Origin of the sequence: Anaerovorax sp. IOR16, from assembly GCF_017168145.1 — a bacterium.
In the GTDB taxonomy this organism is placed as follows: domain Bacteria; phylum Bacillota; class Clostridia; order Peptostreptococcales; family Anaerovoracaceae; genus IOR16.
This window is the reverse complement of record NZ_JADQTL010000002.1, coordinates 20,438-35,888: the sequence shown is the minus strand read 5'-3', so window position 1 is coordinate 35,888 and position 15,451 is coordinate 20,438. Positions and strand designations below refer to the sequence as shown.

The 15,451-nt window shown below is 36.8% G+C and carries 11 protein-coding genes, 1 other RNA gene and 2 pseudogenes; 12 read left to right on the top strand and 2 right to left on the bottom strand.

All coding sequences use genetic code 11. The features are described from left to right. Nucleotides 1–60 precede the first annotated feature (60 nt). The 12 genes from I2490_RS00425 (at nucleotide 61) to rnpB (ending at nucleotide 14,960) form a co-directional block, all read left to right on the top strand. The gene (locus I2490_RS00425; protein ID WP_206457816.1) at nucleotides 61–2,181 is read left to right on the top strand and encodes a polyribonucleotide nucleotidyltransferase; all 2,121 of its coding nucleotides are present in this window, start codon (nucleotides 61–63) and stop codon (nucleotides 2,179–2,181) included. Between the two features lie 267 nt (nucleotides 2,182–2,448). Continuing rightward, complete coding sequence (locus I2490_RS00420) at nucleotides 2,449–4,704, top strand: S-layer homology domain-containing protein (RefSeq protein WP_206457815.1); 2,256 nt, start codon at nucleotides 2,449–2,451, stop codon at nucleotides 4,702–4,704. Nucleotides 4,705–4,796: 92 nt separating this feature from the next. Continuing rightward, entirely contained in the window at nucleotides 4,797–5,546 is a 750-nt protein-coding gene (locus I2490_RS00415) for a polysaccharide deacetylase family protein (protein ID WP_206457814.1), read from the top strand. An 88-nt stretch (nucleotides 5,547–5,634) separates the two neighbouring features. Continuing rightward, nucleotides 5,635–6,894, top strand: coding sequence for a M16 family metallopeptidase (locus tag I2490_RS00410; protein ID WP_206457813.1), 1,260 nt, complete (start codon nucleotides 5,635–5,637; stop codon nucleotides 6,892–6,894). A 27-nt stretch (nucleotides 6,895–6,921) separates the two neighbouring features. After that, nucleotides 6,922–7,350, top strand: coding sequence for a dUTP diphosphatase (dut, locus tag I2490_RS00405; RefSeq protein ID WP_206457812.1), 429 nt, complete (start codon nucleotides 6,922–6,924; stop codon nucleotides 7,348–7,350). Between the two features lie 194 nt (nucleotides 7,351–7,544). Beyond that, entirely contained in the window at nucleotides 7,545–8,801 is a 1,257-nt protein-coding gene (locus I2490_RS00400) for a catalase (RefSeq protein ID WP_206457811.1), read from the top strand. Nucleotides 8,802–8,833: 32 nt separating this feature from the next. Then, a complete protein-coding gene (locus I2490_RS00395) occupies nucleotides 8,834–9,844 on the top strand; it encodes a deoxyguanosinetriphosphate triphosphohydrolase (RefSeq protein WP_206457810.1) in 1,011 nt (336 codons plus the stop codon). A 126-nt stretch (nucleotides 9,845–9,970) separates the two neighbouring features. Further along, nucleotides 9,971–11,743, top strand: coding sequence for a DNA primase (dnaG, locus tag I2490_RS00390; protein ID WP_206457809.1), 1,773 nt, complete (start codon nucleotides 9,971–9,973; stop codon nucleotides 11,741–11,743). A gap of 20 nt (nucleotides 11,744–11,763) precedes the next feature. After that, on the top strand, nucleotides 11,764–12,900 hold the full coding sequence (gene rpoD / locus I2490_RS00385) for an RNA polymerase sigma factor RpoD (protein WP_206457808.1): 1,137 nt from the start codon (nucleotides 11,764–11,766) through the stop codon (nucleotides 12,898–12,900). A gap of 10 nt (nucleotides 12,901–12,910) precedes the next feature. After that, on the top strand, nucleotides 12,911–13,648 hold the full coding sequence (locus I2490_RS00380; protein ID WP_206457807.1) for a tRNA (adenine(22)-N(1))-methyltransferase: 738 nt from the start codon (nucleotides 12,911–12,913) through the stop codon (nucleotides 13,646–13,648). A gap of 14 nt (nucleotides 13,649–13,662) precedes the next feature. Beyond that, nucleotides 13,663–14,463, top strand: coding sequence for a Nif3-like dinuclear metal center hexameric protein (locus I2490_RS00375; protein WP_206457806.1), 801 nt, complete (start codon nucleotides 13,663–13,665; stop codon nucleotides 14,461–14,463). A gap of 122 nt (nucleotides 14,464–14,585) precedes the next feature. Beyond that, an RNA gene (gene rnpB, locus I2490_RS00370) (RNase P RNA component class A) lies at nucleotides 14,586–14,960 on the top strand. A 101-nt stretch (nucleotides 14,961–15,061) separates the two neighbouring features. Here rnpB and I2490_RS17105 read toward each other — a convergent pair. Then, nucleotides 15,062–15,238: pseudogene (locus I2490_RS17105) on the bottom strand (hypothetical protein); the annotation flags it as partial. A gap of 8 nt (nucleotides 15,239–15,246) precedes the next feature. After that, a pseudogene (locus I2490_RS17100) lies at nucleotides 15,247–15,366 on the bottom strand (carbonic anhydrase); the annotation flags it as partial. Between the last annotated feature and the right edge of the window lie 85 nt (nucleotides 15,367–15,451).

The window sequence follows — 15,451 nt, the reverse complement described above, 5'->3', positions numbered from 1 at the left end:
AAAACAATAGGTTAACTTGTCAAGCCGGACCTGATTAATTGAAAGGAAAGGTTTTAGTACATGAGATTTGAAGACTACAGAACATTCAAAACTGCATTGGGTGGACGACTCCTGCAAATGGAAATCGGAAAGGTTTGCGAAATGGCAAGCGGACAGGTTATGATGCGTTACGGAGATACCGTTGTCAATGTAACCGCTACTTGCTCTGCAGCACCAAGACAAGATATTGATTTTTTCCCACTCAGTGTAGACTATGAGGAAAGAATGTATGCTGCTGGAAAAATCCCCGGTGGTTTTATTAAAAGAGAAGGAAGACCTTCTGAAAAAGCGATATTGAATTCACGTTTGATTGACCGTCCAATTCGTCCTTTATTCCCAAAGGGCTTTTATAATGATGTTCAGGTTGTAGCAACCGTTATGAGTGTGGATTGTGATTGTGCGCCGGAAATTGTAGCAATGATTGGTTCATCCGTAGCATTATCTATTTCAGATATTCCGTTTGATGGACCGACAGCGTCTGTTATGATTGGAAGAATTGATGATCGTTTCATTATAAATCCAACGAAAGCAGAAAGAGAAGAAAGTAATTTGCATTTAGTTGTATCCGGAACAAAGGATGCTATTATGATGGTAGAAGCCGGAGCAAATGAGGTACCGGAAGATATCATCTTGGAAGCGATTATGCTTGGTCATGAAGAAATCAAGAAATTGGTTGCTTTTATCGAAGATATTGTAGCAGAAATCGGAAAGCCAAAAAGAGAACTAAATTTATATACAATTCCGGAAGATATTGATGCTGCTGTACGAGAGTATGCAGTAGAAAAAATGAGAACTGCCATTCAGACCTATGATAAACAGGAACGTTTAGACAATATGGATGCAGTCGAAACAGAAACAAAAGAGTACTTTGCAGAAATTTATCCGGAAAATGCGAAAGATATTTCTGCTGTTCTATATAATATTACAAAAGAGCAGGTAAGAAGTCTTATTCTAGATGATGGCGTACGTCCGGATAATCGTAAAACAGCAGAAATCAGACCAATTTGGTGTGAGACTGGCGTTTTGCCTAGAACACATGGAACTGGTCTGTTTAAGAGAGGACAAACACAAGTATTATCCGTTGCAACATTAGGAGCTATGGGTGATGCTCAGACGATTGATGGAATCGGTGATGAAGTACAGAAGCGTTATATGCATCATTATAATTTCCCTCCTTACAGTGTAGGTGAGGCAAGACCGATGAGAAGTCCGGGAAGACGTGAAATTGGACATGGTGCGTTAGCAGAAAGAGCTTTGATTCCGGTATTGCCTTCTGTAGAAGAGTTTCCATATGCAATTCGTGTTGTTTCTGAAGTATTATCTTCAAATGGAAGTACCTCTCAGGCATCGGTATGCGGAAGCTGTTTGGCATTGATGGATGCTGGAGTTCCAATTAAGAGACCGGTAGCAGGTATTGCAATGGGATTGATTGAAAGAGTAGAAGAAGATGGTTCCAGCAAAATTGCGATTCTTTCTGACATTCAAGGGATGGAAGATTTCCTTGGAGATATGGACTTTAAAGTTGCAGGTACTGAAAAGGGTGTAACTGCAATTCAAATGGATATTAAGGTACACGGTTTATCCAAACAGATTTTACAGGATGCATTAAAGCAGGCACATGACGGAAGAATGTATATTATGGATCAAATGATGCAGGAAATTACGGTTCCGAGAGAACAGCTTTCTCCTTATGCACCTAGAATCATCTCTATGCAGGTTCATCCGGATAAGATCCGTACTATCATTGGACCGGGAGGAAAAACTATCAACCGTATTATCTCAGAAACCGGAGTTAAAATTGATATTAATGACGAAGGTCTTGTTTACATTGCAGCACCAGATATGGAATCAGCAAATGCAGGTGTAAAATCTATAGAGCTTCTTGTAAAAGAAGTAGAGGTAGGAGAAACCTACGTAGGAAAGGTAATGCGTTTGATGGCATTTGGTGCATTCATTGAAATTCTACCTGGAAAAGAGGGCTTGCTTCACATTTCAAAGATGGCGAAGGAACGCGTAGAAAAAGTAGAAGATATTATGAATGTTGGAGATACTGTAACGGTAAAAGTTGTTGAAATTGATAATCAAAACCGAATCAATTTAACGAGAAAAGGATTGGAAGACATTGAAATTATTAAAGCGTAAAGCATTGAAATTGGTCTTTCATTGCAAATAAAAAGTAGAAAAACTAGGATAACCAATGCATTGGGTATCCTAGTTTTTATATAGCGAAAATAGCGTTTTGATTTTGTAAAATAATATAGTGTCCATTAAATATTTTAATTAGTAAAATATGGGTCGGATTTAACAGAAATGTCACAGAAAAGAAATGAAACAGTGTCTTGATATTTATATATTAATTTTATAGAATGAAACAGTTAAGAAATATGGACAAAAGAGGGAGAATGGGATATGGAAAAAAAGAAATTAGCAGCCATGCTTGCGTTAAGCTTAACGTTATGCACGGTGTTAAGCGGATATGCATTTCAAGATGGGATCGGGAATGTTTATTATGAATCAAATCGTGAAATTGCTCGTCAAACATACATAAAAGAACAAATTGCAGGACATATTCAAAATGGCATAGAACATGCGTATATGGTAAATAGTGATGAAATTGATGGATTTATTCAACCTTACGTGTTCTCAGGAGAAATTAATGGTAAATATACCTTAACCAGTATGATTGATTGGATTGAAAAATCAGGTTATCGTGTTGTGGCAGGAATCAATGGAGATTTATATGATACGGCAACCGGCACACCAAAAGGTCTGACGATACATAATGGTAAAATAAAAAGTTCTGGTTATGCTCCAGATCGTGTTTTGGCCTTCGATGCATCCGGTGCGGCATCTTTGGCTACAGTAAACTTAACTTATAATCTAAATGCAATGACGGCTAATGGTGAAGTTCCGATGCAGATTAATTACTTTAATGTTCCGCATGGAGGTGCAAAAGGATTACACTTATTTAATCGGCAGTATGCATCAAATACAAAGACAACGGGAAATTGTGTTGAAGTGGTATTGGATGCGGGAAGTGTAGAAAATACAGAGCCGATAATTGGGGAAACCATTACTGCGACAGTTGTATCTGTTACATCTAATACTTGCAACACAGCTATTTCTGATAATCAGCTTGTACTATCTACGGTATCAGACTCTGCCGCAGCTCCAATGCTTGCGACGTTAACTCCAGGCAGTACGGTTGATATTTCAGTTACCGATAATGATGGGTCTTTAACGGATAAGAAAGAAGTCATTGGTGTATACCATGTGATTGCAGAAAATGGTATGGTGACAGCCACCAGCAATTCAATCAACCCGAGAACTGCTGTCGGAATAAAAAGTGATGGATCGATTATAATCTATGGCGTGGATGGAAGACAGTCTTCCGTTTCTGCAGGACTTGGTCTTGTAGATTTGGCGAAGCATTTAATTGCTCAAGGGTGTACAACTGTCTTGAATATGGATGGAGGAGGTTCTACTTCTTTTGCAGTACGATATCCAGGAATTAAGGATAAGGCATCGGTCATTAATTCACCTTCAGAAGGAAGCCTTCGGAAGCTAAGCAATGGATTATTCCTTGTTTATCAAGGGCAGGGTGATGGTATGGCTGAAAATCTTCATGTATACTCTGCGATGACTCTGGCCATGCCCGGTGCAGATGTACAACTAAAAACTTATGCATCGGATTCCTATTATGAGCCGGCTAATTTACCCGGATCCGTTTCCTATGAAGTAACAAAGGGTGAAGGTGAAGTTAATGATACGGGTTTATATACAGCAGGAATGCAGACCGGTTCAGATGAAATTATGGCACGTTCTGGCAATCTTTCTGCTGTTGCAAAGGTCGAAGTTGTTGATGACATTATTTTTACGCCATCAGTAACCAGTCTTATGATAGATCCAAAAGAAACAAAAGACATCAATGTCATAGCTAAGTTCGGATTTGCTCCTGTAAAATCAAAGGATTCCTTGTTTAAGTGGTCTTGCGATAAAAACATTGGAACAATTGATGAAAATGGTCTTTTTACTGCCACAGAGCAGCCTGCGGTAGGGGGTTATATTTATGTAAGCTATGGTGAGAAAACAAAATCCATTCCAGTTCAAATTGGAGGAACCAAAATTACTTTTGAAGATATTCAAGAGCATTGGGCAAAGGACTTTATTGAAACATTAGCGGGCAAGGGAATCGTGAAAGGAATGGATCAAACCACTTTCCTTCCGGATGCACAGTTGACGCGTGCTCAATTTTTAACAATGCTTGCGGCTGCTTCTAAAGAAGACGTTCAAACTGCTCCTGCAAGTGGATTTACCGATGTTCTGGATACAGAGTGGTATTATAGTTACGTTAACTGGGGTGTTTCAAAAGGTATTGTAAAAGGTATGGATGCAACGACCTTTGCACCAAATGCAAATATAACAAGAGAGCAGATGGCAATCATGCTTAAAAATTATGCGACATTAACAAACATCACTCTTTCTACGGAAGGGAATACCACATTTACCGATAATGCACTAATCAGTCCATGGGCTCTGGAATCCGTGCAGGCCATTGCTGCTGGTTCAATAATGAGCGGACGACCGGAAGGGAATTTTGACCCGCAGGGAGTGGCAACCAGAGCAGAGGCAGCTACGGTACTTTGTAAAATGCTGACTCAGTAAGAATACATTATAAAAATTACATAATAAAAAAATCCATGGAAATGGAATAAGAAACAACACCTCAAACATACATTGCTTTGAGGTGTTGTGTTATGATGAAATGGAAAAAATGGATGTTTCTTATTGCTGGTATGCTTGCCGTTTTATTTGGAATTTATCAAATAAGTACGTTTCTAGTAATTTTATTTGAACCGATTGAAAGTACTTGCGGAAAGGTAAAAGAGGTAACGGCAGTAAAAGGAGAAGAAGACATTGTAATGCGAAGCGGACCAGCAGAAAGTCAGAAATTGACTCTTACTTGTAATGTTGATTGGGGCGAGGATGTCTTACCGGGAATGTTGGATACATTAAAAGAAAAGAAAGTGAAAATTACATTTTTTGTATGTGGAAGATGGGCGGAAAAAAATCCGAGTCTTCTGCGACGAATGTTTGTTGAAGGTCATGAGATTCAAAGCCATGGATATTCTCATAAGTTAAGTACGAAAATATCAAAGGAAATGGAAAAAGAAGAAATAGAAAAAACAGCGGATGCTATTTTACGTTATACCGGAGAAAATACGATTGTATATGCACCGCCTTCCGGTGATTATGACAGTGAAACCGTTGATTTATGCAGAGAGATGAAGTATAAGATCTCTCTTTGGTCTTCTGATACCATAGATTGGAAGCCAGGTTCTACAAAAGATATAATTAAAGAACGAATCCTAAAAAAGTCGCTTTCAGGAGCCATTGTTTTGATGCATCCAAAACCGGAAACTGCAAAAGCATTGCCAGAGTTAATCGATGAGATTCAACAAAAAAATATTCAAATTGTTCCGCTAAGAGAACTGGGTTTGTATTAGAAATACAATATTCATTGCAAGATAACTGAAAATTGGATATAATAATATGTATGTTCTCATAAACAAATGAAAAGAAAGTGGTGTACTTATGTTAATAAATAGAACCTTAAATTGCGGCATTCGTGTCGTTATGGAAAAAATTCCTTATGTACGATCTACTTCAGTAGGGATTTGGGTAAAAGCAGGCTCTGCGGATGAAAATGAAATAAATTCAGGTATTTCGCATTTTATTGAACACATGTTATTTAAGGGAACAAATCTTCGTTCTGCAAAGCAAATTGCTTCCGATGTAGATAAGATTGGAGGCCATATCAATGCTTTTACAGGAAAAGAAGCAACTTGTTATTATCTCAAAACCTTGGACTCCAATTTAGAAAAAGGCTGTGAGATATTAATTGATATGCTCTTAAATTCGAAGTTTGATCCAGAAGAAATGGCAAAGGAAAGAATGGTAATCTGTGAGGAGATGAAAATGATTGAGGATTCTCCGGATGAATATGCTCAAGATTTAATCAGTGAAGCTGTATTCCACGGAACGGATTTACAAAGTCCTATCATTGGTACAGAAAAATCACTCATGGGAATTCAAAGAGAAGATATTAAAGATTATATTAATAAAGAATACACTCGCGATAATATTGTAATTTCTTTAGCAGGTAATTTTGATGAAGAAAAGATTTGTGATTTTTTTGAAGGGAAATTACAGTCTCTAAATGAAAAAAAAGAATCAAAAAAACTAAAATTTGCAGAATATAAACCAACTTATCTTACAAAAACAAAGGATATTGAACAGTCGCACATTTGTCTTGGATTAAAGGGAATCGAACTCGAACACGAGCTTTATTATGCTATGGCATTATTAAACAATGTAATGGGCGGAAGCATGAGCTCAAGATTGTTTCAAAATATACGAGAAGAAAAAGGATTGGCATATTCCGTATATTCTTCGGCAGCCGCATATGTAAATTTAGGAAGTTATACGATTTATGCAGGTGTTGGTCATGATAAGGTAAGCGATGCGATCCAGGCAATTGCTGAGGAACTATATTTTCTTAAGAAGAATGGTATTACGCAGGAGGAATTCTCTACTGCGAAAGAGCAGTTAAAGAGTAACTATATTTTTGGACTTGAAAATGTAAATGGACGTATGTTTACCATCGGAAAGAATACGTTATTACTAGGTAAAGTTCGCACCCCGCAGGAAGTATTGTCAAACATTGATGGTGTGACGATGGAACAGATTTTTAACATTGCAGAGCTTATTTCAGATGTAAGACAGTATTCGGCAGTTTTAGTGGGAAGAAAAGATGTAGACTTAAAGAAAGTTTTAGAAAATACACTCTGTTAACCTCTTTTTATATAAAGGAGTATTTGAATGAAAGTAAAAATAAAAAGTATAAGTGGCCTGCTTCCGCAATATGAAACGGAAGGTTCTGCAGGAATGGATTTAAGGGCACATTTAGATAAAGCAATGATTCTTAAACCGGGAGAACGTACTTTGGTGCCAACCGGAGTATTTATTGAGCTTCCTTTTGGATTTGAAGGTCAAGTTCGTGCAAGAAGCGGACTGGCTATCAAGCATGGAATCGGAATGGTTAATGGTGTTGGAACCATTGATAGTGATTATAGAGGTGAAATTAAAGTTTTACTGATTAATATGGGTAAGGAAGAGTTTCCTATTAATGATGGTGATCGCATTGCTCAGCTGGTTGTTGCCAGATATGAAAGAATTGAATGGGAAAAGACTGAGGCCTTAGATGAAACTAAGAGAGGCGATGGTGGCTTTGGGCATACAGGAATTTAGGTTTTTCTAAGTTAGATTCAATAGCACGGATTCCCCTTTTTCACATATATTATAATATAGTCTTCGAATTATTTTAGGTTCGATTTCTTCTATCATAAGTATCCTTGTAAAGTGAGTCTCCAATCATTTGGTTGACTCACAATTTTCATAGAGAACTTGTGAAATGGAATATATGTTATAAATGGGGGGTTATTATGAATGAAACAATTAGTGAATTGGATTTTATTGATCAAGCCGCTCTATTAAACCGACAGAAATTACCGGAACGATTGTTTCATGCAAAAGGTGCAGGAGCTTATGGATATTTTCGGCCATACATGTCGTTAAAAGAGTATACAAAAGCAGATTTTTTACAAAGCAGTGAAAAGGAAACACCTGTGTTTGTAAGATTTTCTACAATGAACGGACAGAGAGGGTCTTCTGATACCGCAAGAGATACACGAGGATTCTGTATAAAGTTTCATACAAATCAAGGTGATTATGATTTTTTAGGAAGTCATCTTCCTGTTGAATTTGTTAGTGAACCAGAAGTTTATTTTTCTTATTTAGAATCAATAAAACCACAAATAGAAAATAACATAATAGACAAAAGTAAGTTTTGGGAATTCATTGCAAAAACACCAAGATCCGTTCATAAGCTTTTATGGCTTTATTCTGATTATGGAACTTTAAAGAGTTATCGAAAAATGGCAGGATTTAGTGTATTTCCATATGAATGGATTAATGAGAATGGTGATAAATATTTAGTGAAATATTATTTCAAACCACTAGCAGGTATAAAGAATATTACACGTCAGGAAGCAGAGTTTTTAAGCGGCTTTGATGTGGATGCAGCTCGAAGAGATTTGTTTGAAACACTTGATGATGAAAAGACGGTTGAGTATGAATTGTTTGTTCAGCTTTTGCCGATCAATACAAGAGCAATTTCGTTTAATCCATTGGACCTTACATGTATATGGACAGAGGAAGAGGCGCCGAAGATGGCAGTTGGAAAATTAGTGCTTCAAAGAAATTGTAGAGATTATGAGAAAGAAGTAGAACAAATTTCATTTTCTCCGGGGAATGTGGTGCCCGGAATTCGACTTTCCAATATGCCACTTTTACGTATTCTTAATTTTGCCTGCAAGGATTCCGAACGATATCGACTGGGAAGTGCTCGGCAGGATGAGGAAGAAATCCGAAAATCACAGATAGATAAGGAAGAAAATTGGAACTGTTATAGCACCGAGTCCTATTCTAATATAAGTGTTGATTCTAGTTTGAAACGCTGTTTTTTACAAGCGGGTGTTTTCTTCCGAACAATGGATAATACCATGCAGCAGCATTTAATCGATAATATAATGGATGATATGATGTTTTTAGATGATCATATTCAGCAGGCAGTTGTGATGCATTTGCAAAAGGTAGATGATACATTAGGGAAACAAATTGCTAAGGGATTGACATTTTGATAAAATGAGAAAAAACAAAAGGAGGAATATCTGTGGTTTTAAGAGAACAATTAGAAGAAAGAGAGCAAAATATTTTATCTGTTTTCGCTGCAAAATCTGCTGAAACAAAAGGAAGAAGCCAAGAAGAGGAAAAATGCGAAATAAGAACTGAATATCAAAGAGATCGAGATCGCATTATTCATTCCAAATCACTTCGGCGATTAATGCATAAGACACAGGTATTTCTTGCACCAGAGGGAGACCATTTCCGTACTCGTCTTACGCATACACTCGAAGTCGCTCAAATTGCAAGAACCATTTCAAGAGGGCTCGGTTTAAATGAGGATTTGACGGAGGCCATCGCGATGGGACATGATTTGGGGCATACTCCTTTTGGTCACAATGGAGAAGCATTTTTAGATGAGCGACATCCCGGAGGGTTTCAACATAATGTGCAAAGTCTTCGAGTTGTTGATTATCTTGAGCGGAATCGACATGGAAGAGCGATGAATCTTACGTTTGAAGTCAGAGATGGAATATTAAATCACACTGGATCCAATAAGCCAATTACCTTAGAAGGTCAGGTGGTAAAATTCAGTGACCGAATTGCTTACATTAACCATGACATTGATGATGCAATTCGAGGTGGAATTATATTTCAAGATGATTTGCCAAACGAATGCATAGTAGGATTAGGTGATAATCATAGAAAGCGTATCGATACTTTAGTACGTGATTTGATCCATAATAGTGACGGGAAAAATGAAGTTATTATGAGTGAACCCTCATTAAATCTAATGAATCGTCTTCGTAATTTTATGTTTGAAAATGTTTATCATAGTAAAGTGGTAAAAAAAGATGAGGAATTAGATAAAATTCGTAATATGATTTTCTTTTTATATGATTATTTTTTGAACAATCCGGATAAACTCCCAAAAGAACGATTAGAAATGGTTGATGAGTTTGACTTGACAGAAGTTGTCAAGGATCACATTGCAGGTATGACTGATCGTTATGCTGTAAATATGTTTAATGAGATTTTTGTTCCAAAGGGTTGGAAGTAATTTTATAAAAAAAAAGAAAAAAGTTTTATAAAAAAAAAGGAAAGCAATCTCTTTTGTCGAATATGATTAAGAAATCATATTGTATTGCTGACGACAATACATCCAAAGAGTGGAGTTGTTTCGGAATTGAGTGCAGGATTTCAGGAAAATGTGATAGAGGAAATTAAAAGTAGGTGCAGCATTGTTGATGTAATCGGTCGCCATGTGGTTTTAAAAAGAGCTGGCAGTAATTACAAAGGGGTTTGCCCTTTTCACAATGAAAAGACGCCTTCTTTTGTTGTTTCCGATGCAAAACAAATTTTTACATGTTTTGGCTGTGGCGCAAGTGGAGATGTGATTGAGTTTGTAAAACGATATCATAATTTAGATTTTCAGGGTGCCATAGAAAAATTAGCAGCAGAATATGGAATCGAAATAAAAAAGAATGAGTATGATAAAGAATCAAAAAAAGCAATTTATTATGAAATAAACAGAGAAGCCGCATCCTTTTTTTATCGTAGATTCACCCGTTCTATAAATCCAGGAATTGAATATATGAAAAAGAGAGGCTTAGATCCAATTACACTTAAGAAGTTTGGCATAGGATATGCAGATGAAAAGTGGGACAGCCTTTATCGCTATTTTATGGAAAAAGGGACGGATGTCAAACTATTATTAGAGCTTGGTTTGGTTTCGCAATCGAAAGGTCGTTATTATGACAAATTTCGAAACCGAATTATGTTCCCTATTATTAATACACGTGGGAAAGTAATTGGATTTGGTGGAAGAGCGATTGGTAATGATGTACCAAAATATTTGAATTCACCAGAATCACCTATATTTTATAAAAAAAATAATTTATATGGATTGAATTTAACCCGACAGGATATTAATAAAGAAGACTATGCTATTTTAGTAGAAGGTTACATGGATGTTATTTCTCTTTATAAAAATGGGGTAAAAAATGTTTCAGCTTCTTTGGGCACTGCTTTGACGGAAAATCAAGCATCGATGCTCAAACGTTATACAGATCATATCGTTTTATCTTATGACGCAGATGAAGCAGGACAGGCTGCTACATTACGAGGAATGGATATCCTTCATCATATAGGCTGTAAGGTAAAGGTACTTCATATCCCTGAAGGAAAAGACCCCGATGAGTTTATAAAGAAAAATGGAAAAGATGCTTTTTTGCAGCTGATTAAAAAATCGCTTCCTTTTGCTAGTTATAAAATTCAGCGATTGAAGCAAAAATATGATTTACACTCAACCGAGGGAAGTGTAATGTTTTTACAGGAAACGGCTAAGATCTTGAGACAATTGAGTCCTGTCGAAGCCGATGTTTATATTAAAAAAATTGCAAATGAAACTCGGATTTCAGAAGGAGCCATTCGTCTCGAGGTTTATGGAACCAATATGGAGAATTTAAATCCAAAGATAAGAGATAATGATTCTTTTGAACGTAAGGAGGACGACAAAAAAACAGAGAAGAAGTCGGATGATTCGAAGCTTCTTCTGGAAAAGAATTTGATAAAGCTTATGCTGTTAAAAAGTTCTTACGTTCCTAGGATAAAGCCATATGAAACTATTTTTCAAAATCCTTTCTGTTTACGGATTTATGAATTGATTCAATCGCTTTATGCAGACGATGAGGAAATTGACCGTAAGAAGTTAGCAGATGCTTTAGAACCGGATGAGTATCAAATGTTAATATCCATATGGAGGGATGTCCATCTAGCTGATCGAGATGAGGCGGTTTTTTCTGACTGTATTTCTCATATTGAGGATGGCATTCGACATAAGAGAGAAAAGGAAATTATTCAAATTCTTTCTTTAGCTGATGAGGATATGGATTCTAGTGTGATTGAACAACTTACTAGAGAACTGATGGAAATACAAAAACAAAAAATGCAAAGATAAATGAGCAGAGGAGTATATTTATGGGGTATGAAACAGAAAGCCATGATGAAAAAAACTTTACTACAGTCGCTGAGTTGATTGAAAAAGCGAAAAGAAAAGGTTCCATTTCTTTTCAGGAAATATCAGATCAGTTGGAGCACATAGAACTTGATAAAAATCAGATGGATGATATATACGATGCACTGGTTTCTATGGGCATCGAAATTGTAAGTGAAGCGGATCCAGATGATTTTGAAATTATGGCACTTGAGCAGGAAGATGATCCGGATATCGAAGTTTTGGGTAAAGAAACTGAAGTGGATTTAGAAGCTACGTTGCCGAAGGGAATTGCTGTAGATGATCCGGTTCGAATGTATCTAAAGGAAATTGGAAAAGTACCTTTGCTCTCTGCCGATGAAGAAATTAATTTGGCAAAAAGAATGGAGCAAGGGGATGAAGAAGCGAAAAAAAGATTATGTGAAGCAAACCTAAGATTGGTTGTAAGCATAGCAAAAAGATATGTTGGTCGTGGAATGCTGTTTCTGGATTTAATTCAGGAAGGTAATTTAGGACTTATAAAAGCGGTAGATAAGTTTGACTGGAGAAAAGGATATAAATTCAGTACATATGCTACCTGGTGGATTCGACAAGCCATTACAAGATCCATAGCGGATCAAGCTAGAACGATTCGTATACCTGTGCATATGGTTGAAACAATTAATAAACTTATCCGTATTTCAAGACAGTTGTTGCAAGAATATGGACGAGAACCAACTCCGGAGGAAATTGCCGTGGAAATGGATATTTCCGAGGAAAAGGTTCGGGAAATATTGAAAATAGCGCAAGAACCGGTATCTTTGGAAACTCCGATTGGAGAAGAAGAGGACAGCCATTTGGGAGATTTTATTCCAGATGATGATGTTCCCGCACCGGCAGAAGCGGCAGCATTCTCTATGCTAAAAGAACAATTGGTTGAAGTACTAGATACGTTAACCGATCGTGAACAGAAAGTATTAAAACTTCGATTTGGATTAGATGATGGACGTGCTAGAACTTTAGAAGAAGTTGGTCGTCGATTTGATGTAACACGTGAACGTATTCGACAAATTGAAGCAAAGGCATTACGTAAATTACGTCATCCAAGCCGAAGCAAAAAATTAAAAGATTATTTAGAATAAAGGAGTACCTATGGTGAAGTTATCAAAAAGGCTACAAACAATAGCCGAAAAAGTTCACATAGGGGAGAAAGTTGCAGATATAGGCACAGACCATGGTTTGTTGCCTATTTTTCTGTATGAAAATGCAATTTCTCCTTTTGTCGTACTAGTTGATATTAATGAAGGTCCCTTGGAAAAAGCAAGGGAGAACATTAGTCGATATACAAAGAATCAGACCTTTGACCTAAGATTGGGAAGCGGACTGGAACCATTAAAGGTTGGAGAAGTGGACGTTGTGGTAATTGCTGGAATGGGTGGACTTCTTATGTGTGAAATTTTGCAAAAAGACTTGCAAAAAACAAAAAGCTATGGTAAATTAGTACTTCAGCCTCGAAATGCACCAGAAAAATTGAGAAAATGGTTATTGCTTCATGGATTTCAAATTACGGATGAAGTTCTGGTAGAAGAAGGAAGATTTCTTTGTGAAATCATTGTGGCACAGCCAATAGAATCAGCAGATGTATTGTCCAAAGAACAAATCGATTATATGGAAACTATGTTAGAGCTAGAAGTCAACCCCATACTTTTTGAGAAACGAGATCCTTTATTACCTGCCTATATAAGAAATAAAATTAGAATTGAGCAGACGATCTTAAAAGAGATTGTTTCAGGGGTAGGGGATGCTTCCCATCAGAGATGCAAAGAAGCCAATCGACGTATTTGCCTGCTGATAGAAAAAATGAAGCATATGGAAGTGGAATCAGATTAGGGAGGATAGATACGATGAGTATATCAATGAGTGAATGCCGAAAAATATTCAATGAAATTGCATCGGAGTCGTTGCAAGAATCTTGGGATAATTGCGGCATGCAAATCGATATGGGTCGAGAATATGTAGAACGTATTTTAGTGTGCTTAGAGATTACTAAGGATATTGTTAATGAAGCCATTGAAGAAAACGCTGATTTAATTGTAACGCATCATCCACTTTTATTTCATAGTATAAAAAAAATAGATAAAAATACCATTATAGGTAATTATTTAATTGACTTGATTTTTACCGGCATTTCGGTGTATGCTTCTCATACGGCCTTTGATACAGCAGATGGTGGAAATAATGACGATCTTGCAAAAAGACTTGGTCTCTTGAATATTTCACAAATGAAAAATGAAGAATACACAGAAGAAAGAGCAATGGGAAGAATGGGATATTTACCACAGCCAATGTCTCTTTCAAAACTTGCGGAAGTTTTAGATAAAACTTTAGAGTATTGCGGTGGTATCAAAATTTCAGGCGATACCGAAACTATCATTCAAAAGGTAGGTCTTTGCACAGGGGCAGCCGGCGAGTTTATTGAACGGGCTGCACAATGTGGATGTGATGTATATATTACAGGTGATGTAAAGCATCATGAAGCGCAAATGGCAAAAGAAATGGGTATTTGTCTTATTGATGCAGGGCATTTTGGAACGGAACATTTGTTCCGAAAAAATATGGCAGCACAGCTTCGAGATAAAACAAATGGACGTGTTGTTATTATTGAATCAAAAATAGATTTAAATCCATACAATTTTATGATATAATAAATACGATTTATATAACAAAATCAAATAGTATCAAATGATTTTGTCTCAAATGTATTTATTGTATCCTTGTGAAGCAAACCGGAGCAACGGTTTGCACTTATGATATAATAGAAAAGATATGAGTAAGCCAGACAGTCGCAGGTAGCGTATGCTGCGTGAGGAAAGTCCGGGCTCCATAGGGCAAGGGTGCCAGATAACGTCTGGCGAAGGTGACTTTAGGGAAAGTGCAACAGAGATATACCGCCACAGTTACTGTGGTAAGGGTGAAAAGGTGAGGTAAGAGCTTACCGGCAGGGTGGTAACATCCTGCGTCCATGTAAACCCCACCTGGAGCAAGACCAAGCAGGGAGGTAATTGCAGCTTCGGCTGTATAATGCCTGAAAGGCGGCGGCCCGTCGCTTCCCGGAAGGTAGGTCGCATGAGCGTATTGGCGACAATGCGCCTAGATAGATGATTGTCGAATACAGAACCCGGCTTATAGACTTACTCATATTTAAGAACTTATAATCTTTGAAAATACAACGTTTTCAAGATGTCAATCTCTAAATAGTGAACAAGGCTTTTTATCTAAATTTTAGGTAGATTTGCACACTATTTAGAGTTTTTTTATGCAGAAAGTCATGTCTTTATTTATTGACAACATGTACATATCCATATTTATCAACCCATAGCCCACTACTAAAACTGGAAGACACCATGATTTTACTATATTTGTCGATACTATTATATCTTGAAAATGTTTACATTCACTAACAGGATTTGCAGCGCAATCAAAATGTCCTACACCATATCTATTCCAGGTTCAGTTATTAAATCAACATAATCTAAATCAAAGTTTTCTTTCAACCAATTTGTTACAGGAATTTGAGTTCTACCATCAATACAGTTTAGAGCAGTTCCAAATTTTTTTTCATACTACACCTTCAATTACTTTTTTAATAAGATATGAAGGTATTATAAACTGTGTGATTAATTAATGATGTTA

Bases quoted from the DNA above. Each gene is read 5' to 3' on its own strand.
- I2490_RS00380 (WP_206457807.1), top strand. From the start codon at position 12,911: ATGGTGAAGTTATCAAAAAGGCTACAAACAATAGCCGAAAAAGTTCAC.
- I2490_RS00410 (WP_206457813.1), top strand. From the start codon at position 5,635: ATGTTAATAAATAGAACCTTAAATTGCGGCATTCGTGTCGTTATGGAA.
- dut (WP_206457812.1), top strand. From the start codon at position 6,922: ATGAAAGTAAAAATAAAAAGTATAAGTGGCCTGCTTCCGCAATATGAA.
- I2490_RS00400 (WP_206457811.1), top strand. From the start codon at position 7,545: ATGAATGAAACAATTAGTGAATTGGATTTTATTGATCAAGCCGCTCTA.
- rpoD (WP_206457808.1), top strand. From the start codon at position 11,764: ATGGGGTATGAAACAGAAAGCCATGATGAAAAAAACTTTACTACAGTC.
- I2490_RS00425 (WP_206457816.1), top strand. From the start codon at position 61: ATGAGATTTGAAGACTACAGAACATTCAAAACTGCATTGGGTGGACGA.
- I2490_RS00420 (WP_206457815.1), top strand. From the start codon at position 2,449: ATGGAAAAAAAGAAATTAGCAGCCATGCTTGCGTTAAGCTTAACGTTA.
- I2490_RS00415 (WP_206457814.1), top strand. From the start codon at position 4,797: ATGATGAAATGGAAAAAATGGATGTTTCTTATTGCTGGTATGCTTGCC.
- I2490_RS00375 (WP_206457806.1), top strand. From the start codon at position 13,663: ATGAGTATATCAATGAGTGAATGCCGAAAAATATTCAATGAAATTGCA.